The sequence below is a fragment of the Armatimonadota bacterium genome, from assembly GCA_031459855.1.
In the GTDB taxonomy this organism is placed as follows: Bacteria; Sysuimicrobiota; Sysuimicrobiia; order Sysuimicrobiales; family Humicultoraceae; genus Fervidifonticultor; species Fervidifonticultor primus.
In genome coordinates this window covers 2,405,595-2,431,459 of record JAVKHP010000001.1, presented here as the reverse complement: position 1 = coordinate 2,431,459, position 25,865 = coordinate 2,405,595, and the positions used below count along the sequence as shown (strand labels likewise).

The 25,865-nt window shown below is 73.2% G+C and carries 26 protein-coding genes and 1 tRNA gene; 9 read left to right on the top strand and 18 right to left on the bottom strand.

The annotated features are described in order from the left end of the window. Positions 1-34: 34 nt before the first annotated feature. Together QN157_11135 and QN157_11130 are read right to left on the bottom strand one after the other, a co-directional pair. Positions 35-2,053 carry a heavy metal translocating P-type ATPase gene (locus QN157_11135; protein MDR7556145.1) on the bottom strand — a complete coding sequence of 673 codons (2,019 nt, stop codon included), beginning with the start codon at positions 2,051-2,053 and terminating at the stop codon, positions 35-37. Between the two features lie 11 nt (positions 2,054-2,064). Then, positions 2,065-2,391 carry a hypothetical protein gene (locus QN157_11130; GenBank protein MDR7556144.1) on the bottom strand — a complete coding sequence of 109 codons (327 nt, stop codon included), beginning with the start codon at positions 2,389-2,391 and terminating at the stop codon, positions 2,065-2,067. Positions 2,392-2,653: 262 nt separating this feature from the next. Here QN157_11130 and QN157_11125 point away from each other — a divergent pair, with 262 nt between their 5' ends. Both QN157_11125 and QN157_11120 read left to right on the top strand, forming a co-directional pair. Next, a complete protein-coding gene (locus QN157_11125; protein MDR7556143.1) occupies positions 2,654-3,859 on the top strand; it encodes an MFS transporter in 1,206 nt (401 codons plus the stop codon). A gap of 141 nt (positions 3,860-4,000) precedes the next feature. Further along, complete coding sequence (locus tag QN157_11120) at positions 4,001-4,657, top strand: MarC family protein (GenBank protein MDR7556142.1); 657 nt, start codon at positions 4,001-4,003, stop codon at positions 4,655-4,657. Positions 4,658-5,019: 362 nt separating this feature from the next. Here QN157_11120 and QN157_11115 read toward each other — a convergent pair whose 3' ends face one another. The 9 genes from QN157_11115 to QN157_11075 form a co-directional block, all read right to left on the bottom strand. After that, positions 5,020-6,468, bottom strand: coding sequence for a class I adenylate-forming enzyme family protein (locus QN157_11115; protein ID MDR7556141.1), 1,449 nt, complete (start codon positions 6,466-6,468; stop codon positions 5,020-5,022). Between the two features lie 139 nt (positions 6,469-6,607). Next, a tRNA-Val gene (locus QN157_11110) sits at positions 6,608-6,682 on the bottom strand. A gap of 181 nt (positions 6,683-6,863) precedes the next feature. Continuing rightward, entirely contained in the window at positions 6,864-7,952 is a 1,089-nt protein-coding gene (locus QN157_11105) for an ABC transporter ATP-binding protein (GenBank protein ID MDR7556140.1), read from the bottom strand. Positions 7,953-7,982: 30 nt separating this feature from the next. Continuing rightward, on the bottom strand, positions 7,983-9,629 hold the full coding sequence (locus QN157_11100) for an iron ABC transporter permease (protein MDR7556139.1): 1,647 nt from the start codon (positions 9,627-9,629) through the stop codon (positions 7,983-7,985). 79 nt (positions 9,630-9,708) lie between these two features. After that, the gene (locus QN157_11095) at positions 9,709-10,749 is read right to left on the bottom strand and encodes an ABC transporter substrate-binding protein (protein MDR7556138.1); all 1,041 of its coding nucleotides are present in this window, start codon (positions 10,747-10,749) and stop codon (positions 9,709-9,711) included. A gap of 170 nt (positions 10,750-10,919) precedes the next feature. Then, complete coding sequence (locus tag QN157_11090; protein MDR7556137.1) at positions 10,920-12,098, bottom strand: LLM class flavin-dependent oxidoreductase; 1,179 nt, start codon at positions 12,096-12,098, stop codon at positions 10,920-10,922. After that, on the bottom strand, positions 12,077-12,850 hold the full coding sequence (locus tag QN157_11085) for an amino acid ABC transporter permease (GenBank protein ID MDR7556136.1): 774 nt from the start codon (positions 12,848-12,850) through the stop codon (positions 12,077-12,079). The genes QN157_11090 and QN157_11085 overlap by 22 nt, the downstream gene beginning before the upstream one ends. A gap of 35 nt (positions 12,851-12,885) precedes the next feature. Next, entirely contained in the window at positions 12,886-13,740 is an 855-nt protein-coding gene (locus QN157_11080; protein MDR7556135.1) for a basic amino acid ABC transporter substrate-binding protein, read from the bottom strand. Next, the gene (locus QN157_11075) at positions 13,737-14,744 is read right to left on the bottom strand and encodes a D-glycerate dehydrogenase (protein ID MDR7556134.1); all 1,008 of its coding nucleotides are present in this window, start codon (positions 14,742-14,744) and stop codon (positions 13,737-13,739) included. Before QN157_11075 ends, QN157_11080 begins: the two co-directional genes overlap by 4 nt. Before the next feature lie 203 nt (positions 14,745-14,947). Between QN157_11075 and QN157_11070 the strand changes: the two genes are divergently transcribed. Further along, positions 14,948-15,397, top strand: a complete 450-nt coding sequence (locus QN157_11070) for a hypothetical protein (protein ID MDR7556133.1) — start codon at positions 14,948-14,950, stop codon at positions 15,395-15,397. Positions 15,398-15,434: 37 nt separating this feature from the next. Here QN157_11070 and QN157_11065 read toward each other — a convergent pair whose 3' ends face one another. After that, the gene (locus QN157_11065) at positions 15,435-15,998 is read right to left on the bottom strand and encodes a nitroreductase (protein ID MDR7556132.1); all 564 of its coding nucleotides are present in this window, start codon (positions 15,996-15,998) and stop codon (positions 15,435-15,437) included. A gap of 1 nt (position 15,999) precedes the next feature. Next, positions 16,000-17,376: a 23S rRNA (uracil(1939)-C(5))-methyltransferase RlmD gene (rlmD, locus tag QN157_11060; protein MDR7556131.1), complete on the bottom strand. Its 1,377-nt coding sequence runs from the start codon at positions 17,374-17,376 to the stop codon at positions 16,000-16,002. A 34-nt stretch (positions 17,377-17,410) separates the two neighbouring features. Here rlmD and QN157_11055 point away from each other — a divergent pair, with 34 nt between their 5' ends. Then, positions 17,411-17,983, top strand: a complete 573-nt coding sequence (locus QN157_11055; GenBank protein ID MDR7556130.1) for a nitroreductase family protein — start codon at positions 17,411-17,413, stop codon at positions 17,981-17,983. Here QN157_11055 and QN157_11050 read toward each other — a convergent pair. Further along, on the bottom strand, positions 17,922-18,749 hold the full coding sequence (locus QN157_11050; protein MDR7556129.1) for a hypothetical protein: 828 nt from the start codon (positions 18,747-18,749) through the stop codon (positions 17,922-17,924). The genes QN157_11055 and QN157_11050 overlap by 62 nt on opposite strands. A 176-nt stretch (positions 18,750-18,925) precedes the next feature. Between QN157_11050 and QN157_11045 the strand changes: the two genes are divergently transcribed. From QN157_11045 to QN157_11035, 3 genes are all read left to right on the top strand, one after another. Beyond that, positions 18,926-19,684 carry a hypothetical protein gene (locus QN157_11045; protein MDR7556128.1) on the top strand — a complete coding sequence of 253 codons (759 nt, stop codon included), beginning with the start codon at positions 18,926-18,928 and terminating at the stop codon, positions 19,682-19,684. Positions 19,685-19,999: 315 nt separating this feature from the next. Further along, complete coding sequence (locus tag QN157_11040) at positions 20,000-20,350, top strand: hypothetical protein (GenBank protein MDR7556127.1); 351 nt, start codon at positions 20,000-20,002, stop codon at positions 20,348-20,350. Continuing rightward, a complete protein-coding gene (locus QN157_11035) occupies positions 20,331-20,867 on the top strand; it encodes a thioredoxin family protein (GenBank protein ID MDR7556126.1) in 537 nt (178 codons plus the stop codon). The genes QN157_11040 and QN157_11035 overlap by 20 nt, the downstream gene beginning before the upstream one ends. A gap of 2 nt (positions 20,868-20,869) precedes the next feature. Here QN157_11035 and QN157_11030 read toward each other — a convergent pair whose 3' ends face one another. Continuing rightward, positions 20,870-21,877 (bottom strand): zinc-dependent alcohol dehydrogenase family protein, encoded by a 1,008-nt coding sequence (locus QN157_11030; GenBank protein ID MDR7556125.1) that lies wholly within the window; start codon positions 21,875-21,877, stop codon positions 20,870-20,872. Between the two features lie 11 nt (positions 21,878-21,888). After that, positions 21,889-22,551, bottom strand: coding sequence for a phenylalanine--tRNA ligase beta subunit-related protein (locus QN157_11025; protein ID MDR7556124.1), 663 nt, complete (start codon positions 22,549-22,551; stop codon positions 21,889-21,891). Positions 22,552-22,694: 143 nt separating this feature from the next. Between QN157_11025 and QN157_11020 the strand changes: the two genes are divergently transcribed. Both QN157_11020 and QN157_11015 read left to right on the top strand, forming a co-directional pair. Beyond that, positions 22,695-23,228, top strand: coding sequence for a hypothetical protein (locus QN157_11020; GenBank protein MDR7556123.1), 534 nt, complete (start codon positions 22,695-22,697; stop codon positions 23,226-23,228). Between the two features lie 234 nt (positions 23,229-23,462). Then, positions 23,463-23,897 (top strand): cyclic nucleotide-binding domain-containing protein, encoded by a 435-nt coding sequence (locus tag QN157_11015; protein ID MDR7556122.1) that lies wholly within the window; start codon positions 23,463-23,465, stop codon positions 23,895-23,897. Between the two features lie 66 nt (positions 23,898-23,963). Here the strand turns inward: QN157_11015 and QN157_11010 are convergent, their stop codons facing one another. Both QN157_11010 and QN157_11005 read right to left on the bottom strand, forming a co-directional pair. Further along, positions 23,964-25,445, bottom strand: a complete 1,482-nt coding sequence (locus QN157_11010; GenBank protein MDR7556121.1) for an NAD(P)-binding domain-containing protein — start codon at positions 25,443-25,445, stop codon at positions 23,964-23,966. Next, the gene (locus QN157_11005; protein MDR7556120.1) at positions 25,442-25,864 is read right to left on the bottom strand and encodes a cyclic nucleotide-binding domain-containing protein; all 423 of its coding nucleotides are present in this window, start codon (positions 25,862-25,864) and stop codon (positions 25,442-25,444) included. Before QN157_11005 ends, QN157_11010 begins: the two co-directional genes overlap by 4 nt. Position 25,865: the final 1 nt, after the last annotated feature.

Sequence of the window (25,865 nt, the reverse complement as noted above, 5' to 3'; positions counted from 1 at the left end):
GACGGGGACTCGATGCACGGGTCCTCGCTCTCGCTCACTCCAACCGTGCGCGGCGGAGCAGCACGGCGTTGGCCGCCACGGCCACCGTGGACAGGCTCATGAACAGCGCGCCGATCGCCGGCGACAGCACCACGCCGGCCCGGTACGCGGCCCCGGCCGCCAGGGGAATCGCCACCACGTTGTAGCCCGTGGCCCACACGAGGTTCTGGACCATCTTCCGGTAGGTGGCGGCGGCGAGGCGGAGCACCCGCACGGCGTCCAGCGGGTCGTTCTCCACCAGCACGACGTCCGCCGATTCGATCGCCACGTTCGTTCCGGCCCCGATGGCCATCCCCAGGTCGGCCTCCACCAACGCCGGCGCGTCGTTGATCCCGTCGCCCACGAACGCCACCGGTCCCTGTGCGCGGAGCTCACGGACGATCCGGGCTTTGTCCTGGGGGAGCACGCGCGCGACGTAGCGATCGATGCCGAGCTCTCGGGCCACCGTGCGGGCCACGGCGTCCGCATCCCCCGTAACCATGACGACGCGGCGCCCGGTGGCATGCAGCGCCCGCACGGCTTCTCTGGCGCGCTCCCGCACCCGATCGGCCAGCGCGATCACCGCATAGACGCGCTGCGCGTCCATGAGGGCGACCACGCTCTCGCCGCGGGCCTCCGCCTCCCGGAGCCCGTCTCGCAGCCGCGCGCCAGCCCCCGGCACGCCAAGCTCCTCGGCCCACTCCGGGCGGCCCACCCGGTAGCGGCGACCGTCCCATGTGCCCTCCAGGCCCTTGCCGGGAATGGCCTGCACGTCGGAGGCGGCGTGGACCGCCAGGCCACGACGGCGGGCGGCGTCCACGATCGCCCGTGCCAGGGGGTGCGCGGAGGCCGCCTCCAGGGCTGCGGCGATGCGCAGCGCCTCGGCCTCGTCGAGCCCGTCGGCGTAGACCGCCCGCACGCCGAACTGCCCCTCGGTCAGCGTCCCGGTCTTGTCGAACGCCACGGTCCGGATCTCCCGCGCCCGCTCGAAGCTCTCGCGGTTGCGGACCAGGATCCCGTTGCGTGCCGCCAGCGCCGTCGCGTTCACGACCACCAGGGGGATGGCAAGCCCCAGCGCGTGCGGGCAGGCGATGACGAGCACCGTCACGGCCCGCTCGACGGCGAACGCTGGTGCAGCCCGGCTGGCGAGCCACAGGCCGAAGGTGGCGCTCCCTGCACCGACCGCGGCGTAGGTCAGCCATGCCGCGGTGCGATCGGCCAGCACCTGGTAGCGGCTGCGGGCCCCCTGAGCCTCGCGCACGAGGCGCGTGATCTGGTTCAGGGCCGTGTCGTCGCCGGTCCGCAGCACACGCACGCGGAGCGCTCCCTCGCCGTTGACGGCGCCCGCCACCACCTCGACATCGGGCGCTTTGGGCACCGGACGGGATTCACCGGTGAGGAACGCCTCGTTCACGGTGCTCGATCCTTCCACAACCACGCCGTCTGCCGGAATCTGTTCTCCAGGCCGCACGAGGACCACGTCCCCGACCCGGAGGGCCTCCACCGGCACGTCCTCGACCTCGTCATCCCGCACGCGGTGCGCCACCGGGGGGAGCAAGGAGGCCAGGTGCTCCAGCGCGCGGCTGGCGCCATGCACGGCGCGCATCTCGATCCAGTGCCCCAGCAGCATCACCACCACCAGCGTGGCGAGCTCCCAGTAGAACGGTTCGCCCGGCAGCCCAAGGGTCGTCGCGAGGCTGTAGCCGTAGGCCACCGTGGTCGCCAGCGCCACCAGCGTCATCATGCCCGGCGCGCGCCCGCGGGCTTCCCGCACCGCGCCGGCGACGAAGGGCCCCGCGCCGTAGAGGTAGACGGCCGTCGCCAGCACAGGCTCCAGCCAGACGAGGCCCGGGAACCGCACGGGCGGCAGCCCCAGCCAGCTGCGGACGTGGTCGGACACCGCCAGGATGGGCACGGTGAGGACCACGCACACCCACAACCGGTTGCGGAACATCTCGGGGGTGTGCCCCGCGTGCCGGTCGGCGGCGGGCGGGCGGGGCGCTTCAGGGTGCGGGTGGACGTGATGATCGGCCATGTACGCTCGCATCACGACCGCTCCACGCAGCGGCTCGCGCCCCGGATGGCAGCGACCAGCGCGCCCACGAGCGCCGACGCAGCGGGCGCCGGCGTACGCGACCATCCCGTCGCCACCCAGCGGTACGGAGGGACCTCTGTGATCGACCGCTGGAGCTCGCAGGTGCGATCCTTCCCGTCGAAGACCACGCGGAAGACCTGCGCTCCAACCCGAAACACCAGGTACCAGGAGCCGAAGGCTCGGGCGTCGTAGGTGCGCTCCAAGATCTCTGCGGACAGCGCTGCGAGTGCCTGGACAACCGCCCGCATCTGCTCGTCCGGGGAGTCTGACCGGCTCATCGGGCTCCCATCGGCCCCCCGAGGGCCATCGCATGTGTCGTTCGGCGCCCGGATTGCGAATCCCCGCCGCGCGCGGACCGCCACAACCCGCGCTAGGCGGCCTGCGATCGATCGCTCCTCCCGCTGCGCCTCCGGCTGCGTCCCCAGGGCCGCGCCCCAACCGCACGCCGGGCGGCGCGCCACGGTGCGGACAGTGCCGGCCGCTGCGCGCACTGACCGGCGGCCAGGAGTCACCCTCCCACCAGCGAAGCCCCATGAACCGATGTACCGCACCCTCGCCCTGGGACTTGGCGCCCTGGCTACACAGCTCGTGTGGGCCAACTACAACGCCTACCTGCCGCTGCTGTACGGCCGGTTCACGACGAGCAACACCCTCATCGGTCTGGTCATGGTGCTCGACAACATCTTTGCCATCGCGCTGGTGCCGTACGTCGCCGCGCTGAGCGACCGGACCTGCACGCGGTGGGGCCGGCGCACGCCGTTCCTGGTGGCCGGCATGCCGCTGACGGCGCTGGGGCTGGCCCTGGTGGCGCGCACGGCGACGTTTGGCGCGCTGCTGGCCGTGACCGTGGCCATGAACCTGGGCCTCGCCCTGTCGGCGGGACCGCTGCTGGCCCTGATGCCGGACATCACCCCCGAGGAGCGGCGCGCGCGGGCCAACGGGCTCATCACGGCCCTGGCCGGGTGCGGGGCCCTCATCGCCTTCTTCGTGCTGGCGCCGGCGTCCCGCGGGCGGCCCCTGCTCCCGTTCGACGCTGGCGCGCTGGTGGGGGTGGGGGCGCTGGCGGTGATCCTCGTGACGATCCGGGAGCCGCGCGACGCTGTGCACGCTCGGGCGGACCCGACTGCCCGGCAGCGCACGCGGTGGCTGCCAGCCGCCATGGCGCGCGAAGCGGTCAGCGCCTGCACCCGACCGGTGGTGCTCCTGGGTGTACTCGGGCTGTGCGCCGTGGCGGCGGTGAACGGCGTGCAGAACATGTTCACGCGCTTCGGCGTGCACCACCTGGGGCTGGACCCCGCCGGGGCCACGACGCTGCTTGGCTTCTTCGTCCTGACGTTCATCGCGGGTGCCGTGCCGGCGGGCCTGGCCGGCGACCGGATCGGCCGCCTGCCCGTGATGCGGTTGGGCCTGGCCGGGACGCTGGTGGCGTTCCTCCTGGCCCAGGGCGTCCGGACGCCTGCGCTGTTCGCGGCGGTGCTGCTCCTGGGCGGGCTGGCATGGGCCCTGTTCCTCGTGAACGCCTACCCCGTGCTGCTGCAGGTGATCCCGGCGGCACACGTGGGCCTGTTCTCGGGGCTGTGGGGCGCGACGAGCGCCCTGGGCGGGTTGCTGGCGCCGCCGCTCTACGGGTGGGTCGTGGACCGCTGGGGGTTCGAGGCGTTCTTCCTGCCCGGCGTCGTGGCCATGAGCGTTGCCGTGGCCTGCAGCCTGGCCCTCAGGGTCGCACCGGCAGAGCGCCGCACATGACGGCAGGTGGTGGTGCGGTCCACACGTGGTTGCATGGTCGACGGCACGATGACACCTGCTCGACCAATCCACGCCCCGGCGTCCGGCATGCAGCGAACACGTTCGCCGCTTCCTCCGGACCCGCCAGGAATCGGTCCCGGCTTGTCTAACAGCGATCCCATGGCCGGTGACGACCTGCGCTTCGGCCTCTCCGCTCTGGCCACGCTGTTGGCGATGGTGGATCCGGTGGGTACGGTGCCGTTCTTCCTGAGCCTGGCCCCGGCGACGCCTGACGGCCGGCGAACCGTGGCAAGACGCGCGTGCCTGGCCGCGGCGGGCATCATGTTCTTCTTCGCGATCGTAGGCCAGCCACTGCTGCGGTTGCTGCGGATCTCGATTCCGGCGTTCCAGATCGCGGGCGGCGTGCTGCTCTTCCTCATCGCCGTGGACATGCTCTTCGCCCGACGTTCCGGAGCCCGCGAGACCGCCGAGGAAGAAGCCGATATTCTGGCTCGCCGCCAGGACGTCAGCATCTTCCCCCTGGCCATCCCCCTGATCAGCGGCCCGGGAACCATCACTGCGGTGGTGATCCTGGTCGGGCAGGCCAGCGCCGACCTGCAGCGGCTGGGGCTCGTGGCAGTGGCCATCGTCCTCACCATGCTCGTCCAGTGGCTGGTCCTGCTGGGCGCCGAGCCGCTCCTGCGCGGGCTGGGGGTCACGGGCGTGCACGTCTCCAGCCGGGTAATGGGGACTCTGCTGTCGGCCCTGGCGGTGCAGATGATCCTCGACGGCGCACGGGCGGCCGGCGTCATTGGATGAGCGCTACGCGACATCGATGCGCTCTCGCACCACCCCACAGGACCGCTCCCACCGCCAGGGACGTAGACGCACGCCTCCGCCCCGGCGGCCGCGCCCAGCGCCTGCATGAAGCGCCGAATTCGTGCGGTTGTGGACCGTCCGTTATTATAGGGCCGCGGTCGCGCCCAGGCGCGCTCTGCACCCTCGCCCCCTGGCGCCTGCAGGGTCGCCTTGGCACGGGAGGCGTCGGAGTGCTGCGGCGCCCGCTCCGCATAGGAAACGTCACAGTGTCGCGGCGCCGGGCCGGGATGGACACGGACACCGCTGCATGCCTCCACCTCCAGGGGGCGTCTTGCGGCGCCGCCTCACCGGGAGACGCAGACTTACCGCAGAAGCCGCCGCACGACCTTGCCCGCCGGCGTGCGCGGAATAGCATCGCGCAGTTCCACGATCGCCGGCAGCTGCGTTGTGGGCAGCCGGTGACGGCAGTACCGGAGAATCTGCTCGGGGCCCACGTCATCCGCCACCACGACAGCCTTGATCTGTTCGCTGCCGCCCGGGCCCGGGACGCCCACCACCGCCACGTCCCGCACCGCAGGCAGACTGGCGATGACGGCCTCGATGGCGGCCGGGTCGACCGTGCCCTCGGTCAGATGGATCAGGCTGCTCTTGCGGCCGGCCAGGAAGAGGTACCCGTCGTCGTCCACCCACCCGAGGTCACCGGTGTGGAAGCGCCCCGGGAGGAGTACCGGAGCGCCCGGGGCGTCGCCGAGGTACCCACGCGCCACCGCCGCCGAGCAGACGACGACCTCGCCCCGCTGCCCCGGCGGCAGCGCGCGGCCACGGTCGTCGACCACGGTGACGGTGCGGCCGCGGACCGGTCGGCCGACGGAGTGCTGCAGGTGGGGGGCCCAGGTCTGCCGGAGCGCGATCACGCCTGCCTCGGTGGACCCGTAGTTCTGGGAGATCCTGCAACCGAAGCGTCGGGCGAATGCCGCGTCGACGTCGCCAGGCAGCGGCGCGCCCGCGCTGAAGCACAGGCGCACAGAGGACAGGTCTGCCCCCTGCGCCTGGGGGGCCCGGACAAGGTGTCGGTACATGACGGGGACGGCGAACACGATCGTCGGGCGCTCGCGCCGGATCGCCTGGAGCACAACCTGCGGGTCGAAGTTGTCGTGCAGGACGACGCGCCCGCCCCGGCACAGCGGGGCCAGCGTGCCGCCGATCAGCCCGTAGGAGTGGAAGATCGATGGCAGCACCAGCGTCGTCTCGCGCGCGGTGAGCCCGATCGCGTCGGCGAACGCGTCGATTTCGTCCCACACCGCCGCGCGTGTCCGGACCGCCAGCTTCGAGGGCCGGTCGGCGCCCGACGTGAGTTGCACGATGAAGTCGTCCGGGCCCACCCCGCGGGCCGCGGGCGCATCGACCGTATACGTATACAGGAGGAGATCCGCAGCCGCGGCGACGGGCTGGCCCCCTGCCTCCAGCACCACGGCGCGATGCGACGGGCCGGTTAGGACCACGTGCGCGCCCGCGAGCACCGCATACCGGTGCAGTTCGGCCGGTGTCAGCGTGGTGGGCAAGAGCAGGGCCACGGCGCGCAGCCGCGCGATGGCCAGCAGCGCGGTCACGAACCGCGCGCAGTTCGGCAGCAGGATGCCCACGGCCTCGCCCGCCCGCACCCCGCCTCGGGCCAGGACCTCGGCGCAGACGTCGCTCTCCGCCCACAGCTCGCCGTACGTGAGGGTGACGGTGCCATCCGTGACGGCCGGCCGCCAGGGGGCGCGCGCGGCGCATTGGGCGATCGCGTCGACGATGGGGTCGGGGCTCATCACCGGACGCCTCTGGACGACGGGACACCGGCTGCTGGGCGACAGAGGAGCTGTCGCTGCCTGTGACGCCGGGGCTGCTGGCGCACGCCAGACGCCCTGCGGCACGCAGCGCGGCGTATGGGATGCACCGGGCCGGGGCTGGTGGGCGCTGGAGGACTTGAACCTCCGACCTCCTCTGCGTCAGAGAGGCGCTCTACCTCTGAGCTAAGCGCCCGCGACACGCTCATTATACGGGGCAGCACAGAACGACGACAAGCACCGGGCCGCAGGGTGGGCTGAGGCTTTGGCCAGACGGACGCACCGCACCCGGCTTCAAGGTCGCCGCACCAGTGGAGACGTCACTGCACAGGGTTGGGACGGCACGGCACCACGCAGTCGCCGTCACCACACGCTGCTCACGGCACGTCGGGTACAAGATAGGGAAGCCGCTCCCGCACGACGAGCGCCACCGGGCTGCCCTCCGGGCGGAAGACGCCCGTGGCGTCGTCGGCGATCACCGTGCGGTCCAGCGCCGGCACGTCCACCCAGTAGCGGGTGACCTGCCCGCGAAACTCCCGCGCGTGCACCGTCCCGTACAGCCCGCCGTCGTGCCCCGACGGGGTAACCAGCGTCCACCAGTCGGGCCGGACCAGTACGGTCACGGCCGTGCCGCCCGCAGGGGGCGAGCCGGCGGCCGGCATCTCGACGCCGGCGACCCGCACGACCAGCTGGGTCCCCCGCTGGCCCGCGACCTCGCCCGGCAGGAAGTTGGCGTCGCCCACCAGGGCTGCCACGTGCCGGCTACCCGGACGGAAGTACAGGTCCTCGGGGGTGCCCACCTGCAGCACCCGGCCCTGGTGCATGACCGCCACCTGGTCGGAGATGCCCAGGGCCTCCTCGCGGTCGTGGGTCACGTAGATGGTGGTGATGCCCAGCCGGCGCTGCAGCGCGCGAATCTCCCCGCGCACGCGCACCCGCAGGGCGGCGTCGAGGTTGGACAGCGGTTCGTCCATGAGCAGGACCTCGGGCTCGATCACGAGCGACCGCGCCAGCGCCACGCGCTGCTGCTGGCCGCCCGACAGCTCGTGCGGGTACCGTCCGGCCAGCCCGCCCAGGTCCAGCAGCTCCAGCATGGCGCCGACCCGCTCCCGCACCGCGGCGGGCGCCACCCGTCGCACGCGCAGCCCGTAGGCCACGTTGTCGAAGACGGTCATGTGCGGGAACAGCGCGTAGTCCTGGAAGACGATGGAGACGGGCCGCCGGTGGGGCGGCACCCCGCGCTGGGGCCGGCCGCGGACGTAGATCTCGCCGCGGTCGGGGTCGTAGAACCCGGCGATCATCCGCAGCGTCGTGGTCTTGCCGCAGCCCGACGGGCCCAGCAGCGTCGTGAACGTCCCCTCGACCACCGACAGCGTCACGTCGACGACCGCCGGTGTAGCGCCGAACGCCTTGGTCACGCGGTCGAGCCGCACGTGCTCCGCGCTCGCCGGTTGCGCCTGTCCCACCTCACACCACCGCGACGGTCAGCGCCACGATCACAGTTCGAACAGCCGCACGCGCCCGCCCAGGAGCAGGCGCAACGCGCCCAGCGCGGCCAGGGCCAGCACGATCAGGCTGCTGGCCATGGCGGCGGCCTGCCCCCAGTACCCCTGCTCGGCGAAGTTGAGGATCGACGCCGAGGCAACGCCCGTGCCGTGCGACACCAGGAAGACCACGGCGCTCAGGGTGTTGATGCTGCGCACGAAGACGTACACCAGGGCCGCGGAGAACGCGGCGCGGATCAGCGGCAGGACGACGTCCCAGAAGACGCGCAGGCCGGTCGCCCCCAGGTCGGCCGCGCTCTCCTCGATGGAGCGATCGATCTGCCGCAACGCGGCCACGGCCGAGCGGTACCCGACGGGCAGGAACCGCACGATCATGCTGAGCACGATGATGGCCCCGCCGCCGGCCAGCGCCAGTGGCGGCGCGTTGAACGCCAGCACGTAGGCGACCCCCAGCAGCGTGCCGGGCACCGCCGCGGGCAGCAGGGTCACCGCGTCGAGGACGCGCGCCAGTGGCAGCGCCCGCCGGTGCACCAAGTAGGCCAGTACCGTGGCCAGCACCGCGGCCCCGACCGCCGCCACGGCCGCGAAGCGCACGCTGTTGCCGAACTCGCGGGTGGCGAGCACCACGTAGGCGAAGTTGCGGACGGTCAGGGCGTGATCGTACCCCCACACGCGGCTGAACGCCCCCAGGAAGATCACCGCATACTTCGCCACCATCAGCAGCGAGGTCAGGCCGCAGATCCCGCACAGGCCCGCGCGCACCCACCCCGCCGGCCGCACCCCGGGCAGCGTCGCGCCCCGCCCCACGACGGTCACCACCGGCACCCGCTCCAGCCGGCGCTGCACCAGAAACAGGGCCAGCGTGGGCAGGAACAGCACGATGCCCAGGACCGCGGCCATGCGGTAGTCGGCCCACCCCGCCACCTGCGCGTAGGCCTCCGTGGCCAGCACGCGGAACCGCCCGCCGATCAGCGCCGGGTTGCCGAAGTCGGCCAGCACGTGGATCGCCACCAGCAGGGCGCCGGCGCCGATGCCCGGTGCGGCCAGGGGTACCACGACCGTGCGAAAGACGTGCCAGGGCCCGGCGCCGAGCGCCCGCGCGGCCTGTTCCAGCGTGGGGCTGATGCGCCGGAGCACGGTGCCGATCGCCAGGTAGGCGACGGGAAAGAAGGCCATGGTCTGGGCGAGCCAGACCCCGGGCCAGCCGTAGATGTTGACCTCCTGCCCGAGCAACCGGTACGTGACCAGGCCCTGGCGCCCGAACAGGAAGATGAAGCTCAACCCGCCCACGAACGGCGGCGTCACCAGCGGGGCCAGCGCCAGCAGGCGGAAGAGGCCCGCCCCGGGGATCTGCGCGCGCAGCACCCCGTAGGCGAACGCGAATCCCAGCGCCGTGGCCGTCGTCGTGGAGAGGACGACCATGAGGGCAGTGTTGCCCAGCACCACGCGCCACCGGGGGTTGGTCAGAAGGTCGTGCCACTGCGCCCATCCCGGGGTGGCGGCCACCCGGACCAGGGGGTAGACCACGAAGAGGCCCAGGAACGCGGCGGCGAGCCCATAGGTCACCCACACCGCCGGATCGCCGCGCGCACGGACGGTCATCGGCCCCTGGCGCGTCGCGGCCGCGACCACGACCACCGGTCTCCGGGAGCCACCGGCAGTCCCGGGGCGCCCCGCCGCCGACGCCTGACGGACACGTCCCTACCGCACGCCCAACCTATCGCGCGCCGAAACGGCGAGTCCACTCCCTGAGGATGGCGTCGCGGTCGCGGGCCGCGGCCTCCGGATCGTACTTCATGAGCTTGATCTGGTGGCGGGGCACCGCGCCGGGTGGCAGTTTCACGTCGGTGCGCACGGGCGTCGTGTACGAGAGATCGGTGTAGGCCTGCTGGGCCTCGCGGCTCATCATGAACTCCACGAACCGGCGGGCGCCCTCGGGGTTGGGCCCGCCGGCGATGATGGACACGGCGCCCACCTCACCCGGCGTCGGCTCGGGGATCACCAGCTTGACCGGGAAGCCCTGCTCGATCACGCGGCCGAACGAGTGCACGAACGAGATCCCGATGGCGTACTCGCCCGCCCCCAGCATGCGGGGCGGCGCCGAGCCGCTGGAGGGGAACTGCGCCACGTTGGGCACCAGACGGTCGAAGTACTGCCAACCCTTCTCCGGCCCCAGCAGCTGCAGCATGCCCGACAGGAACAGGTAGGCAGTGGACGAGGCCACCGGATCGGTCATGACGATCTCGCCGCGGAACGCGCGGTCGGCGAGCTCCTCCCATGAGGTCGGCAGCGGCCGCGCGCCGAACTTGCGCTTGAACCGGTCGACGTTGACGCCGAACCCCAGGGCGGTGTAGTAGAACCCGGTCCAGTACCCCACGGGGTCGCGGGCGGTGCGCGGCACGGCGGCGGTGATCGGGGACACGTAGGGGAGCAGCGCGCCCGCGGCCTTCATCGCCAGGTGCAGGTTGCTGGCGCCGCCCAGCACGACGTCGGCCCGCGGGTTCGGCCGCTCGGCGATGACCCGCGTCACGATGGTACCGCCCGAGCCGCGGACGAACTCGGCCGCCAGCCCGGTCCGCTCGCGGAACAGACTCACCAGCCTGGCAGCCTCCTCCTGCTGCACGATGGCGTAGACCAGCACCCGGTTGGCCTGGGCCGGCGCCGACTGCGGCACGACCGCGGCGACGAGCAGCGCGAGTGCCAGGCTCGCGACGACGCGCGGGGTGCCCCGCGGCGTCATACCCTCCCTACCGTCCATCGCCCTGCGACCTCCTGCGGCTTGTGTCGCTGCCAGACGTCAGTACCACCGCCCGCACCTCCCCTCCTGCCGCGGAGAGCGCCCTCGCCACGCGCCTGAGCACCTGCCGCGCATGCAGCCCTCGCGGCCCGCATGGCTGCCTGTCGCGTGGCGCGCCACCGCGCAGCGCCTCACGACCGCGGGGCCTGCCGGGGTGCCAGCGCGTCCACCGTCTCGCGCAGCGACGCCGCGGCGTCGGCCCCGAACGGAAACGGGTACGCCGCGACGACGTCCACACCGGCCGCGCGGTACGCATCGAAGCGCGCCCGACAGGCGGCGGCGTCTCCGACCGCGCCCAGCTCGGCCACCAACTCCGCCGACAGCGCTGCGGCCGCGGCGTCCACCCCGCCACGGGCCCACGCCCCTTCCACCGCGGCCATCTCGCCGGCGTAGCCCGCGGCGGCGAACATCTGGCTGTAGGCGGGCATGACGGCGTAGGTGGCCACCAGACGGCGCAGCACCCGCCACGCCACCTCCGGTGTCTGCGTGACCGCCGCGCGCACGAAGCAGACGACCGTGACGACATTCGGATCCCGGCCGGCATCCCGGGCGGCGCGGCGTGCACGCTCGGCCGCCCAGGCGGCGCGGGCAGGGCCCATCCAGTTCAAGATCACCCCGTCGGCGACCTGCCCCGCCAGCTGCAGCATCTGCTCGCCGAGCGCGGCGACGTAGATCGGCACCGGGTGGGACGGTGGCGCTTCCAGCTGGAAGTCGCGCACGCGGAAGACCTGGCCGCTGGTGGCCACGCGGTCCCCGCGCAGGGCGCGGCGCACGATCTCCACGTACTCGCGCATCGCGTCCAGCGGCCGGCGGTAGGCCTGGTCGTACCCGTCCTCGACGATGCTCGGGTGACCGGTGCCCAGCCCCAACACGAACCGCCCGGCCGTGAGGTCGGCAAGCGTCGCGGCGGCCATGGCCGCCAGCGCCGGCGGGCGCGAGAAGATCGGCATGATGCCGGTGGCCAGACGCACGCGGCGCGTCGCGCGGGCCATGGCGCCCAGCAGGCTGCACAGCTCGCGCCCGCGGCCTTCCGGCACCCACAGGCTGTCGTACCCCAGCCGGTCGGCGAGGACAGCGAGGTCGACCAGCGTCCGCACGGGCAGCAGCTCGCGTGGCCCCGCCGGCGGCAACAGGTCGCGCAGGACCAGGCCCGTCCCCTTTGGGCGCTGCCCGCCTGCGTGGGCCCGGCTGCGGGGCGCCAGCGCGCGCCCGGGCTGCGGCGACGTGGCCCGGCCACCGTGGGTGGGTGACGCGGCCCCCTGCGTGACATCCGGCCCGCTGGGGCGGGTTACCGGCCGGTCTTCGCCCATCGCTCCAGCAGCCGGACGCCCGCCGACCCCGCCAGCGTCATCAGCAGGTAGAGTAACGCCACCATGTTGTAGGTCTCGAACGCCCGGAACGTGCGGGCCGACAGCAGGCGCCCCGCCTGCGTCAGCTCTGGCACCGCGATGGCCGACGCCAGCGCCGAGTCCTTCAGCAGGGCGATGAAGTCGTTGCCCAGCGGCGGGAGGACGATCCGCACGGCCTGGGGCAACACCACCAGGCGCATCGCCTGCCCGGAGGTCATCCCCAGCGACCGTGCTGCCTCCACCTGGCCCCGCGGGATCGCCTGGATGCCGGCCCGGTAGACTTCCGCCAGGTACGCGCCGTACCCGATGCCCAGCCCGAGCACGGCGCGGTTGACGTCACTCCGGATGACCGCGGCGAGCCAGCGCGCCAGCCCCGGCAGGCCGAGGGCCTGCGCCAGACCCGCCAGGACGTCGGAAGCCACCGGCGCCGCCACGAACGCGATGTAGATCAGCAGGACCAGCAGCGGGACGCCCCGCACGACCTCGACGTAGAGGGTGGCCGCGGTGTACAGCACCGGGTGCGCCGACAGGCGTGCCAGGCCGGCGATGAGCCCCACCACCAGCGCCAGCGCGAACGCGGCCACCGACAGGTGGAGCGTGAGCAGGACGCCGTCCCAGAGGAACCGCAGCGTCTCGCGGTAGACGGCGGACGTGGCCACCTGGAGCGCGACCCCCAGCCCCGCGACCAGCAGGACGAGCACCCACCACGGCACCCGCTCCCACGGAATCGGGGCCAGCCGGCCGCGGGCTACTGCTTCCCCGGCGCCCGCTCGACGAACCACTTCTGGTACAGACGCTCGAGCGTGCCGTCGGCCTTCATCTGCGCCAGCGCGGCGTCGAAGGCGTCCTTCAGCGCGGTGTCGCCCTTCTTGATGGCGATCCCCAGCGCCTCGCTGGTGAACGGCTCCCCGACCTTCTTGAGCTGGCCGGCGTGCAACGCGATGAACCCATCGGCCGCGTACGAGTCGATGATCACCGCGTCCACGTCGCGGTTGACGAGGGCCTGGACGGCCAGCGCGAACGTCTCGTACCGCCGCACGGTGCCGACCTTGCCCTCCTTCTGCAGGGCCGAGGCCTTCTCGTCGTTGGTGGTGCCGGTCTGCACGGCCACGGTCTTGCCCACCAGCGAGTCGACGCCCTTGATGAACGCCTCGTCCTGGCGCACCAGGACGACCTGGCCGTAGGTGAGGTAGGGCTGGGAGAAGTCCACGGTCTGCTGGCGTTCCTCGGTGATGGTCACGCCCGAGGCGACGGCGTCGAACTGCCCCTGGCTGAGGGCGACGAAGATGCCGTCCCAGGCCGTGGTCACGAAGGTGGCCTTGCAGTTGACCCGCCGGCAGATCTCCGCCAGCAGGTCCGGGTCGAAGCCGACGATGTTCTTGTTCTCGTCGACGAACTCGAAGGGCGGATAGGTCGTGTCGCTGCCGATCTTGAGCTCGCGGCCGCCCAGGTCGGGCAACGCCGCGGCCGGCGACGCGGCGGGCTGCGGCTGCTGCTGCACCGGCGCGGCCGGGGGCGCCGGCTGCTGTCGGGCGCGATAGTACAACCCCAGCACCACCACCACGGCCAGCACCACCAGGTAGGGACCGACGCGTCCTTTCATGGCTCCGTCCTCCTCTCCCGGCGCCGCGCCCACACCTCGGGGTTCACCGGATGGGGCGGTGGCCGGTCGTCGAGTACCGCCAGGCAGTTCTCCACGGCCATCAGGGCCATCTGTGTGCGGGTCGCCACCGTGGCGCTGCCGATGTGCGGCGCGACCACGACGTTCTCCAGGGTCAGCAGCGGGTCGTCGGGCGCGATGGGCTCCTCCTCGAAGACGTCCAGGCCGGCGGCCCAGATCTGGCGGCGGACCAGCGCGTCGTAGAGGGCGCGCTGGTCGACCACCGCGCCCCGTGACGTGTTGACCAGGATGGCCGTGGGCTTCATCAGGCGCAGCTGCGCCGCCCCGATCAGGTGACGGGTCTGCGCCGACAGCGGCACGTGGATGCTGACGAAATCGGCACGCTGCAGCAGGTCGTCCAGCGATGCGTACTCCAGCCCCAGCGCGCGCTCCACGTCGGGCTTGCGGGTGCGGCTGTAGTAGAGCACGGGCATGTCGAACCCGCGCGCGCGCCGCGCCACCGCGGTCCCGATGCGGCCGAGCCCCACGAGCCCCAGGGTCCGCCCGTGGACGTCCAGCCCGGCGAAGAACAGCGGGCCCCAGCTCGTCCAGCGGCCGGCCCGGGTGAAGCGATCGGCCTCGGCCACCCGTCGGGCCGCGGCCAGCAGCAGGGCGAACGCGAAGTCGGCCGTGGTCTCGGTGAGCACGCCGGGCGTGTTGGTCACCACCACGCCCCGCGCCGTGGCCGCCGGCACGTCGATGTTGTCGTAGCCGACGGCGACGTTGCTCACCACGCGCACCCGGGGCGCGGCATCGAGCAGCGCGCCATCGATGCGGTCGGTGACGAGAACGATCAGCCCGTCGGACGCCGCGGCCTCCCGGACCAACACGTCGCGCGGCGGCGGGTAGTCGTCGTCGGGCCACGTCGCCACCTCCACCGCCGCTGCCAGCCGTTCCATCGCCGGCGCCGGCAGGCGCCGTGTGACGTAGACTCGTGGACGCGCCATCCACCGCCTCTCCCGGTGAATCGTGAAGGTACCCTTCGCGCCACCGCAAGAGCCTCCTGCATGTCCCGCGCGTGTGCAGGCGCGCTGGTACGGCCGCGGACGCGGGCGGCTGCGGGTGCGCACGGCGCGCCCCGGGGCATCCGCGCGCTGGCCGCGAGCGCGCAGTAGCGGGAGGCGGCGCGGCGGCGGCGAACTCCCCGAGCATGCGCGCGCGAGGGATGCTGGTGGCCGCCGCGGTGCTGGTCGCCACCGCGTGGGCACAGGGGGTAGCTGCCACCGGTCCGGACGCGGCGCTGGACGCCGTGCTGGCGCGCGACTACCGGCGCGCGCTCGAAGCCCAGGGCTTCCGGGTGCTGGCGCTGGCGATCACCGACCGGCGGGCCACCGGTGGGGCGCGCCGCGCCGATGTCGTCTACCTCACGCGCACGGACGCCACGCCGGCGGCGCTCCGGCGGGAGATCGCGCGCGTCGCAGCACCGGGGGCGAACCCGCGCCTGGCCCTCGACCAGATCACCGTGCGTGCGGCGCGGCCGAGCGGCCGCATCGCGCTTGCCGTGACCATCGCCGTGCCGCACCTCGACAGCTGGTTGCGCGGCCAGCTGGACGACGCCGCGTTCTACCGCACCTGGACCGTGCAGACCCCCTCGCGGTAACGTGCTACGGGCCGCGCTGCGCGGGCGCCGGCGAGCCCTACAGCCACACCGTGCGCTCCATCGCCGGGGTCCGCCGCTTCTGGGGGACCTCCTGCGGGTAGCCCACGTAGACCACTGCCACCACCCGCCGGTCGTCCTCGAGCTGGAGCAGCGCCCGCAGGTCGGGGTGGTCCATCAGTGCCGCGCCGGTGCGCATGTAGGTGCCGACACCGGCCTCGGCGGCCACCAGCAACATGTTCTGGATGGCCATGAACGTCGCGTACTCGTCCTCACGGCGCGTCTCCTCGTCGGGTGCCTGGTGGGCCGTGACGACGATCACGGCCGGCGTGGCCAGGGTGTCCTGATAGACGCGCTCGAGGGCCTTCTGCGCCTCGGGCGCCTCGGGGTCGGGCAGCGCCGCCGCGCGCACGGCGCGCCGGATCTCCGCGAAGCGCCGCTTGCCGTCGCCCTGGAGCACGTAGAACCGCCACGGCTCGGTGAGCCGGTGGTTGGGCGCCCAGACGGCGGCGTCCAGCATGCGCTCCAGCACGTCGCGCGGCACCGGGTCGGGACGCATCTTGGGAATGCTGCGACGGCGCTTGATCAGATCGACGACGCTCACGCTACCCTCCTTCGTGCCTGTCGAGGACCGCGATGGCCTCGACGTGATACGTGTGCGGGAACAGGTCGAACGGCTGCACTTCGATCAACCGGTAGCCGAAGGGGAGCAATTCCCGAAGGTCGGGCGCCAGCGTCGTGGGGTTGCACGAGACGTAGATGACCCGCCGGGCGCGGGTGCGCCCGATCTTGCGCATCACCTTGCCGCCGGCCCCCGAGCGCGGCGGGTCGAGGACCACGACGTCGGGCGGGCCGTAGGCCGCGGTGAGGTCGGGCAGCACCAGCCGCACGTCGCCCGTACGGACGTCAAGCCCTGCCAGCCCGTTCAGCGCGGCGTTGGCCCGCGCGGCCTCGACGGCCGCGGGCACGGCCTCCACCCCGGCGACCGTCGCGCCCGCCCGTGCCAGCGCCAGCGCGAACGTGCCCACGCCGCAGTAGAGGTCGAAGACCCGGTGCCCCGGCCGCGGCGCCGCGCGGGCGACGACGTACTCGACCATGCGGGCCGCCTGCGCGGTGTTAGTCTGGAAGAACGTCTCCAGCCCGATCCGGAAGCGCAGGCCGGCCAGGACCTCCTCCAGGAAGGGTCGGCCGTCGATCGGCTCGACGGCCTCCACCGGCGCCCCGTCTGCCACCCCGGGCACCACCCCGCGGACGATGCCGGTGACGTCCGGTGCGACCTGGCGCACCACCCGCGCGAAGGCCGTGGCCTGCGGGAAGGGCCCTGGGGCGGTGAGCAGGCCCACCAGCCGGTCGCCCGTACCGCGTCCTTCCCGCACCACGAGCGCGCGCAGCAGCCCGCGGTGGGTGCGCGGATCGTAGGGCGGCACCCCGGCCTCCTGGGCAAAGGCGCGCACCGCCCGCACCAGCGCCGCCGACACCTGCGACTGCAGGTAGCACGTCTCGATGGGGACGATGGCGTTCCAGTCGCCGCGCCGGTGCAGTCCCAGGGTGCCCACCGGGTGGAACGAGAACTCCATCTTGTTGCGGTAGTACCACGGGTCGGCCGCCGCCACGATGGGACGCACGGGCGGCGTCGCGATCCCGCCCAGGTGCGTCAGGCTCTCCCGCACGATGGCCTCTTTGGCCTGCGCCTGAGCCGCGTAGTCGATGTGCTGCCACGCGCACCCCCCGCAGGGGCCGAAGTGGGGACAGCGGGGCACGGTGCGCGCGGGCGACGGCTCGAGCACCTCGACCGTCGCGGCCTCGGCGAAGGTGCGCCGGACTCTGCGCACGCGCGCGCGGACCACGTCGCCCGGCGCGGCGCCCTCGACGAACACCACCAGCCCGTCGACCCGCGCCACGCCGCGGCCACCGTAGGCGAGGCGGTCGACGCGCAGCGTCAGCTCCTCGTCGCGCGCCAGGGCGGCACGGTGCACGGTCATGGTATCATCCCGCCAGATGGACGCTTATCGCTGCGTGACGAGCAAACGCGATCTGCGCACCTACCTCGACCGGCCGCTGGAGGAGGCCGTGCTGCTGCGTGTCCTGGACGCCGGCCGCCGCGCGGGCAGCGCGCGCAACCGACAGCCATGGGAGTTCGTCGCCGTGACCGACCGCGACCTGCTGCGTCGGTTGAGTCGGTGCGGCAGGTTCGCCGGCCACCTGGCTCGCGCTGGCGCGGCGGTCGTCATCGTGCTGGACGACCGCCGCGCCCTCTTCGATGCGGGCCGGGCCGCCCAGAACATGATGCTGGCGGCCTGGAGCCTGGGCGTGGCGTCCTGCCCGGCGACGCTCCACCGCGACGCCCAGGCCCGAACCGTGCTGGCGATCCCCGCAGACCGGGTGCTCGCGCCGGCGATCGCCCTGGGCTACCCCGCGCCGCGCGACCGCAGCCGCGTCGAACGCCTGATCCTGACGGTCGTGGCCGGGCGCGGCCGCAAACCCCTGGAGGCGCTGGTGCACTGGAACCGGTTCGGCGTCCGGCGCCCTACGCCAGCTGTCCGCCGGGGTGCAGGCCGCCAGCCGCCCACCCCGGACGTGCCCAGCTGATGTAGCGCTCTGACAGCACCGCCAGGGGCTTGCGGGCGATGGTGAACTCGTCGGCCAGGCGGGCCAGGATGCGGGCCAGGTCGGGGCGGCTCTCGTCGAACCGGTCGGCCGCGAGCCGGTAGAACCGCCGGCCGGCCTCCTCGTAGTCCTCCAGGCGGTGGCGGCGGATCCCCCGCGCGCTCACGGCGAGCGCCAGCGGGAACCGTCGTGCGCCCACGATGGCGTCGCCGAACAGCCCGCTGGTGAACAGGGCGAGATCGCCGATGCGCCGGAAGACCAGCGGCTGCAGCGGCGGCTCCACCAGGCCGGCCAGCTCCACCATGTCGTCGATGTTCAGGGTGTTCAGGCGCCGGACCTCGCGCACGGGCTGCGTCCGGTGCACGGTGACGGTCTCGACGCGCTCGAAGGAGACCAGGAGTTCCACGAGGTACCGGAACATCTCCTCGGCCGCCAGCCAGTCGCGCACGACGCCCGCGTCGAAGACCACCAACCGCCCATCGGGCTCCACCCGCTCCACGGTGTAGGGAATCTCCGCCAGGTCGCGGCGGATCCGCCGCAGGAGGATGGTGAACAGCAGCCGGGGCGAGAGCTCGAGCACCGCCTGGTCGTCGGCCCGCAGCCGGCGGATGATCCGGTCGTCGTCGAGGTGCTCCTCCACGCGCTCCGGATCCTGCCGCCACCGGCGCAGGTACGCCTCGCGTTCCCGGGGGTCGCCCCCACTGAGGACCTGGGCCAGGAATCGCAGGTCGGCGTCGGTGTACCGCATGCACTCCCTCACGGCCGCGCAGACGCAGGTCGCGCAGCCTCAGTCCCCATTATACCCGCACCCCGGGCCCCTCATGCCAGGCGGGGCCACGCGCAGCGCCCCGACCTTCCACAGCGCGTGGCGGCGAGGGTATAATCGGCTCCGTCATGACCACGGGCGCGTGCCGGAGAGCGGTCGTGGCGGTGCTGGTGCTGGCCGGTCCCGCGCTCGCGCAGCCCCTGACAGTCGACGTTCTCCTCGCGCGCGTCGCTGTCGACCCCCACCCCCAGCCGTACACGCTGACGGCCGACTTCACGGCCACCGTCGTGCTCTTCCTGTCCACAGGGCGCGTGACGGTTCGGGCACAGGGGACCTACCTGGAGGCGCGCCCGGCGAGCGGCGCACCCCGCGAGCGGCGGGCAACCGTCCACCAGCTGGACGTGCCGTTCCTCCTGCGGCCGTTCACCCCGGCCATCCGGAAAGCGGTCGTGGACCTGATCGAGACCGAACAGCGCCTGGCCGACTTCCTCCCTACCCAGGACATCTTCGTGCTCGAAGAGCGCGCGGGTCGCTACGTGCTGGGCGGCGTCCGGCGCGACATCGTGACCGAGGCGATGCAGCGCTACGGCCAGGGGGCCTCCGTGAACGATCCCGCGACCCGGCGGGCGCTGGCGCGCTGGTTGCACACGCCAGCACGTCGCGCCACGATCGTCCGGCCCGGACCGCCCTACGCGCTCACCGCCACGGTCGACGACGCCGGCCTCGTCCACCAGCTGGTCCTCTACTATGACTGGGGCCAGGTCGGGAGCCGCATCGCCTTCGTCCTGGTCGACGGCCGGCCGTTCTGGCGCGAGGTGCAGAGCGAGAGCTCCACGGAAGTGGCGGGGCTGGGCCGGGTCGACGGACACCTGGTGCTGGTGCTGTCCCGCCACTGCCTCAACTGCACGACCCGGTAGCACCGCAGCCGAAGACGCCCGGGGGAAGGGCTCAGGCCACTTTGCAGGAGCGGGCCACGCGCCGTGCCGGCGGGAGGAGGACCGGGCGGCATCCGCCTCCCCGCGCCAGCAGCGGACGCGCCGGCACCGCCGACCGCGTGACCGGGCCCGCGGCGGACGGCCAGGAGGCTCGGAGGTGGTCGCGAGGGGCACGCATCCGGGAACAGGCCGTGCGCACCGGGCGTTGTATTGGTTAAACTGGCAGCGCCGTCGCCCGAGCGGCGGACCCGCGGGCCAGGACGAACGGAGCCTGCCGCGGAGGAGCCTACCGCGGACGTGAAGGTGGAGTTCCTGTACTGGGAGGAGTGCCCCTCGCACGAGGAGGCGCTGGCGCGCCTGCGCCAGGCGCTGCGGGAAGAGGGGGTGGACGTCCCCATCGAGGTCGTGCGGGTCGAGACCCCCGAGGACGCCGTGCGCCTGGCGTTCCCGGGGTCGCCCACGATTCGCCTCGACGGCGAGGACGTGCAACCCGAGAGCGCCCAGGCCCGGGGCGTCCTGACGTGCCGGACGTACCGCACCGAGGCCGGCCGGCTCTCGCCGCTCCCCACCGTGGTCATGCTCCGCGCCGCGCTGCGCCGACGGCGGCTGCCTGCACAGGAGGGTGCGCATGGCACTGGCACTGCGTGAGCGACTCCAGCCGTTTGCGCTGCGCGCAACCGACGGGAGCATCGTCACGCCCGAGCAGTTCGCCGGGGCGGTGGTGCTGGGCGTGATCTTCTGGTGCAACCACTGCCCGTACGTCAAGGCCTGGGAAGACCGGATCATCGCCCTGCAGCGTGCGTACGCCGACCGCGGCGTCCAGTTCGTGCTCATCAACAGCAACGACCCGGTCGCGTACCCCGACGACTCCTTCGAGGCGATGCAGCGGCGCGCGCGGGAGAAGCAGTATCCCTTCCCCTACCTGGTGGACGAGACGCAGGAGGTGGCGCGCCGCTACGGCGCCACCCGCACCCCGGAGGTCTTCTTGTTCGACCGCAACCGCGAGCTCCGCTACCACGGGGCGCCCGACGACAACGTCGAGGATCCGGCGGCCGTGCGGGCGCACTACCTGCGGGACGCCATCGAGGCCCTGCTGGCCGGCCGGGATCCCGAGCCGGCGACGACCCCGCCGCGTGGCTGCACCATCAAGTGGCGGGCGGCCTAGCCTCAACCGTCGAGCTGGAGGACACCGGCCGCGCGTAGCGCGCCGCGCTTGAGACGGGCCAGCGCCTCGTTGACGGCGTCCAACGGGAAGGGCTCCACCTCGACCCGCACCGGGATCTCGGCGGCCAGCCGCAGGAACTCCACCGCGTCCCGACGGGTCAGGTTGGCCACGGTGCGCAGCACCCGCTCGCCGTACAGCAGGGTGTAGGGCATCTCGGGGATCCGGTCGAGCGTCACGGCGTTGATCGCCACGACACCGCCCGGCCGCACGGCGCGCAGCGCCTCCACCACCACCTGGCCGGACGGGGCGAACACCACCGCGCGGTCCAGCGGCTGCGGGAGCGCCTCGCCGGGCGCTGCGGTCCACCGCGCGCCGAGCGCGGCGGCCAGGTCACGGTGGTGGGCACCGCGGGAGACGACGGCCACCTCGCAGCCCCACCTCACGGCGACCTGGATCGCCAGGTGCGCGGAGGCACCAAAGCCGAACAGCCCCAGCCGCTCGCCCGGCCGCACCCCGGCCACGCGTAGCGCCCGGTAGCCGATCACGCCCGCGCACAGCAGCGGCGCGGCATGGCGGTCGTCGAAGACCCCGGGCAGGGGCACCACGAACGCCGCGTCCGCCAGCGCGTACTGCGCGAAGCCGCCGTCCACGTCGTAGCCCGTGAATCGGGCGCGCGCGCAGAGGTTCTCGTCGCCGCGCCGGCAGGCATCGCAGGCCCCACACGCCCACGCCAGCCACGTGACCCCGACGCGCTCGCCGATCCGGCGGCCCGCGGCGGCCGCGCCCGGCCCCATGGCGTCCACCACGCCCACGATCTGGTGCCCGGGAACGGTGGGCGCGCGGCGCGGCGGCAGGTCGCCCTCGGCCACGTGCAGATCGGTGTGGCAGATGCCACACACGGCCACCCGCAGGCGGACCTGCCCGGGGCCCGGGTCGGGCGTGGGCCGGTCACCGACTACCAGCGGCGCGGTCTCGATCGGTGCAGGCTGCCAGAGCAACGCCGCCCGCATCGCCGCCAGCGTCAGAGGACGCGGACCTGCACGATGGTCCCGCCGGCGACGCGCCGCAGTCGGTCGGCTGCGACAGCGGCGTGCGCGTCCAGCCGGTCGGTGGCGTAGTCCGACGGCGCGTAGACGAGCATCAGGCAGCGGCGCGTCTGTGGCGTGATCATCGTGCGCCGGGAGTCGCTGGTCGGGCTGCCGCACGGCCCCTGGGCGTCGGCGACCACCAGGCGCCCATCCACGCTGTACCAGCCCTTCCCGATGGCCTCGTAGCCTTCGCCGGGATGGCCGCGACGCACCGTCACCTCGTCGCCGGCCAGGCGGTCGACGTCGTGGAGGCCGATGGGCAACAGGAACTCCAGGGAACACAGGTTGCTCAGGTCGACCAGGGAGTTGATCCGGGGCAGGCCCTCGCCCCGCAGCACCCGCCGCAGCAGGGCTTCGGACGACGGGCGAACCTTGGTCGGGTCTATCCCGATGCGATGGTAGAGCTCGCGGGCGGGCCGCAGGCCAGGGATCGCCGCGGGCGGCCGCCCTGCCAGCGCCGCGCGCAGCCGCCCGGTGACCGCCTCGATCTCCGGCCCGAGGGTGGCGTCGTGCTCGGTGACCGACACGCCATCGGCCTCGATCACCGCCAGCTGCAGGTGCGGGGCCACCGATGGATCGATGCGCACGGTGATCATCGCGAAGCCTCCCTTGCCATCATGCCGCCCGTGTCACGACGTGGCAAGCTGCGATCGGGCGCGGTGGTAGGCCACAAGGGATCGCGGCGTGCGCGGCGTAGGACACCTCCGTGGGCGTGGGTGGTTGGCGGTCTCCCTCGACCGTGACGTGCGGCCTGGCGGCGCTGGCCGCAGCGGTCCTGACCGCGGGATGCGGCGGCGGGCCGCGCCTGGCGTCCTATACCTCCCCGCAGTTCGGCTACACCGTCCCCTATCCCGCGACCTGGCATCGCGTGGAGACCGACGGCGGGCGACGAGTGTGGTTCCTCCCTCAGGCGCCCCCGGAAGGGCAGCCTCCAGAGCAGACCGCCGTCGACTTCCTGGTCGTCATGACGCGCGACGACCCGGGCCCCCTGCACGAGATCGACGTGCGCCGGCTGGCGATGTCGCTGTTGCCCATGCACGGCGTGTCGGGCTTCCAGCGCGCGCCGCGCGGCAACGAGGAGATCGCCTGGTACCGGTTCGAGCTGACCGGCGCCACGGGCGGCCGCGAGTGGGCGTCGGTGGGCCTGCTGGTCACGGGCCCGAAGCGGCTGCACTACGTCGTCTGCGCCGGCGCCCTGGAACGGTGGCGCACGGAGCAGAAGGTTTGCGACGAGGTGCTGCGCGGGTTCGTTCCGGGAGCGCTGACGCGATAGGAGCCTCGAGGACCTGCCGGGCGCACCGTGGACGCCCGGCAGATGCGTACGCCGGTGTCGCGGATCGAGAGACGGCGCTCGTCGACGCCCAGGAGTGCGGGTGGGCGCTGGCTGGTGCGTGCGCCGGCGTCCCAAGGCGTGGCGAGGCCGACGGGGCGACGTTGCCGGGAGAGGTCGACGGACGGAGCCGCCCGGTGGCAGGACCCGCCGCCGTGCGCTGTCGAACTGTGCTGCGTGCCGCTGACCAGGAAGCGCAAGATCGAGCTGCTGCGGGGCGTCACGCTGTTCGCGGACCTCTCCGAACGGGCCCTGGCGACCGTGGCCGCCAAGACCGTCGACATCGCGTACGCGCCGGGGCAGTACATCGTGCGCCAGGGACAGGTCGGGACGGGCGTGTACCTGATCGTCGACGGCCACGCCCGCGTCGTGCGCGGCCACCAGACGCTGGCGCGTCTGGGTCCGGGCGACTTCTTCGGAGAGCTCTCCATCCTGGACCAGCAGCCGCGGGTGGCGCACGTGGTGGCCGAGGAGCCGACCACCTGCCTGGCGCTGGCCTCCTGGGACTTCGCGAAGGTCCTCGAGCGCCATCCCAAGATCGCGTTGGCTCTGCTGCGCGGGATGGCCCAGCGCCTGCGGACCGCGACCGCAACCCCGTCAGTGCATCAGTAACACCGTCCACCAGCAGGCCGCGGCGTCCCGCAGCAGGTCGCGGCGTTCCGGTGTCGGGCGGACGTGCTACAGCACGCCCGCCAGGACCGCAGCAAGCGCCGCGCGGTGCTCGCGCCCCTCGAACTCGGGGAGCGGACCGCCCGGCAGCACGTGCTCGGAGACGCTGCCGCCGTGCCGCAGGTAGGCCACCGGGTGGTGTTCGTTGCTGCTGTCCACCTCCACGGCCATGGCCACTGCGGGCGGGCCGTCGGCGTCGACGAACCACGCCAGCGGGACGATGCCCGCGTCGGTGATGCCCGACGCCGGGTCGAACGTCACCACCCGCGCCAGGTAGCCCCGCTGGTTGAGGAGCTCCGGCGCGTGGGTGGCCTGGGCGAGCAGGTAGGGCACGACGTCGGCGGGGGCGAGGCGCGGTTGCGGCAGGCGCAGCCCGAAGCGCTGCCTGGCCAGGTGCTCGGCCAGCACGCGCGCGTTGTGGCGAAAGCCGCCGACGGCGGCCGAGTTGCCCGGATACCCGTACTTGCGCATGCCGGGCGCGCCCTGCGTGATCGTGCCCGCGAAGTAGATACCGGGCACCGTGGGGCTCTCCCAGAAATGGGTCATGCGCGGGAGGCGTCCCTGGGTGAACGTGGCCACCCCCAGCTGCGGCAGGTCGCCCAGCGGCACCGCGAAACCCGTGGCCGCGATGACCCGATCGACCTCGAACGTGCGCACGCCGGTCCTGCGGCCCTCGGTGTGCACCCGCCAGCCATCGGCGAACCGCTCCACGCGCGCGATCGCAACATCCAGGATCCAGACGCCGCCGCCCAGGACGTAGTCCTCGTAGGGCACGATGTACTTGGCCCGCACGCCGGCGCCGCCCGCGAACACGGAGAGCACCGGCGGCCGCGGCGAACCCAAGATGATCTGGCGCGCCCACGGCAGGAGGGCGTCGGCGACCTCGAAGCCGGAGTTGCGCTTGCCCACGATGAAGACGCGCTGCCCCGCGTGCGTGTGGGCGGGTCCCACCTCGACGTAGTGCGGCACGCGCTCGAGCCCCGGGATCGGGGGCTTCCACGGCTCGGCCATGCCCACGGCGAACACCACCACGGGGGTGCGGTACTCGCCGTCCGAGGTCTCCAGCACGAAGCCATCGTCCTCCCGCCGCGTGCGCTCCCACCGGACGCCGTAGCGGGCATCGACGCCCACGCGTGCGGCGAACGCCCCCAGGCCCGCGGCCATCTCGGTGCGGGCGGGGAAGTAGGAGGCGCCGTCCATGAACTCCAGGACCAGCGAGCGATGGGCCGGCTCGTCGGCCACCAGGCTGTTCCAATCGAACCACGCGTAGGGATGGGTGCGCGGATCGGCCGGGGCGTGGGGCTTCGACCAGGTGTTGAGGCGCTGGAACAGCGGGTAGCGCAGGAACATCCCGCCCGGCTGGTCGTCGGCCGACAGGACGGCGTGGCCGATGCCAAGCCGCCGCAACGCGTACGACAGCTGCAGGCCGCCCGGGCCGGTGCCCACGATGATCAGAGGGTACCGTCCGGGCGGGTAGGGGCGCGCGGTCAACTCCGCCACCGGTTGGCGGCGCGCAGCCGCCGGGCCTGCGCCTGCAGCATGCGAAACATCACCCGCGGATGGGCCAGCAGGAACCCCTCGACCTCCGGGCCGCCCAGGACGATGCATCGTAGCGGCCGGAGCGCCACCACGTCGGCCGTGGGCGGCTCGCCCAGCAGCACCGAGACCTCACCGAAGAAGTCCCCGCGCCGCAGCGTGGCGCGCTCCACGCCGTCGATCCGCACGGCCGCGTCACCGTCGAGGATCACGTAGAAGTTGGCGCCCGAGAACCCTTGCCGGAGGATGCGCTGGCCTTCGGTGAACCACTCTTCCTCGAAGGTGTGGGCGACCGCCTCCAGTTCCGGTCGTGACAGGTCGGCGAACAGCGCCAACCCGGCCAGGACGTCGACGATCTCGTCGCGATCCACCATG

Bases quoted from the DNA above. Each gene is read 5' to 3' on its own strand.
- QN157_11030 (MDR7556125.1), bottom strand. From the start codon at position 21,877: ATGCGGGCGGCGTTGCTCTGGCAGCCTGCACCGATCGAGACCGCGCCG.
- QN157_11075 (MDR7556134.1), bottom strand. From the start codon at position 14,744: ATGGCGCGTCCACGAGTCTACGTCACACGGCGCCTGCCGGCGCCGGCG.
- QN157_11035 (MDR7556126.1), top strand. From the start codon at position 20,331: ATGGCACTGGCACTGCGTGAGCGACTCCAGCCGTTTGCGCTGCGCGCA.
- QN157_11070 (MDR7556133.1), top strand. From the start codon at position 14,948: ATGCGCGCGCGAGGGATGCTGGTGGCCGCCGCGGTGCTGGTCGCCACC.
- QN157_11125 (MDR7556143.1), top strand. From the start codon at position 2,654: ATGTACCGCACCCTCGCCCTGGGACTTGGCGCCCTGGCTACACAGCTC.
- QN157_11130 (MDR7556144.1), bottom strand. From the start codon at position 2,391: ATGAGCCGGTCAGACTCCCCGGACGAGCAGATGCGGGCGGTTGTCCAG.
- QN157_11050 (MDR7556129.1), bottom strand. From the start codon at position 18,749: ATGCGGTACACCGACGCCGACCTGCGATTCCTGGCCCAGGTCCTCAGT.
- QN157_11115 (MDR7556141.1), bottom strand. From the start codon at position 6,468: ATGAGCCCCGACCCCATCGTCGACGCGATCGCCCAATGCGCCGCGCGC.
- QN157_11090 (MDR7556137.1), bottom strand. From the start codon at position 12,098: ATGGGCGAAGACCGGCCGGTAACCCGCCCCAGCGGGCCGGATGTCACG.
- QN157_11095 (MDR7556138.1), bottom strand. From the start codon at position 10,749: ATGGACGGTAGGGAGGGTATGACGCCGCGGGGCACCCCGCGCGTCGTC.
- QN157_11005 (MDR7556120.1), bottom strand. From the start codon at position 25,864: ATGGTGGATCGCGACGAGATCGTCGACGTCCTGGCCGGGTTGGCGCTG.
- QN157_11080 (MDR7556135.1), bottom strand. From the start codon at position 13,740: ATGAAAGGACGCGTCGGTCCCTACCTGGTGGTGCTGGCCGTGGTGGTG.
- rlmD (MDR7556131.1), bottom strand. From the start codon at position 17,376: ATGACCGTGCACCGTGCCGCCCTGGCGCGCGACGAGGAGCTGACGCTG.
- QN157_11025 (MDR7556124.1), bottom strand. From the start codon at position 22,551: ATGATCACCGTGCGCATCGATCCATCGGTGGCCCCGCACCTGCAGCTG.
- QN157_11135 (MDR7556145.1), bottom strand. From the start codon at position 2,053: ATGGCCGATCATCACGTCCACCCGCACCCTGAAGCGCCCCGCCCGCCC.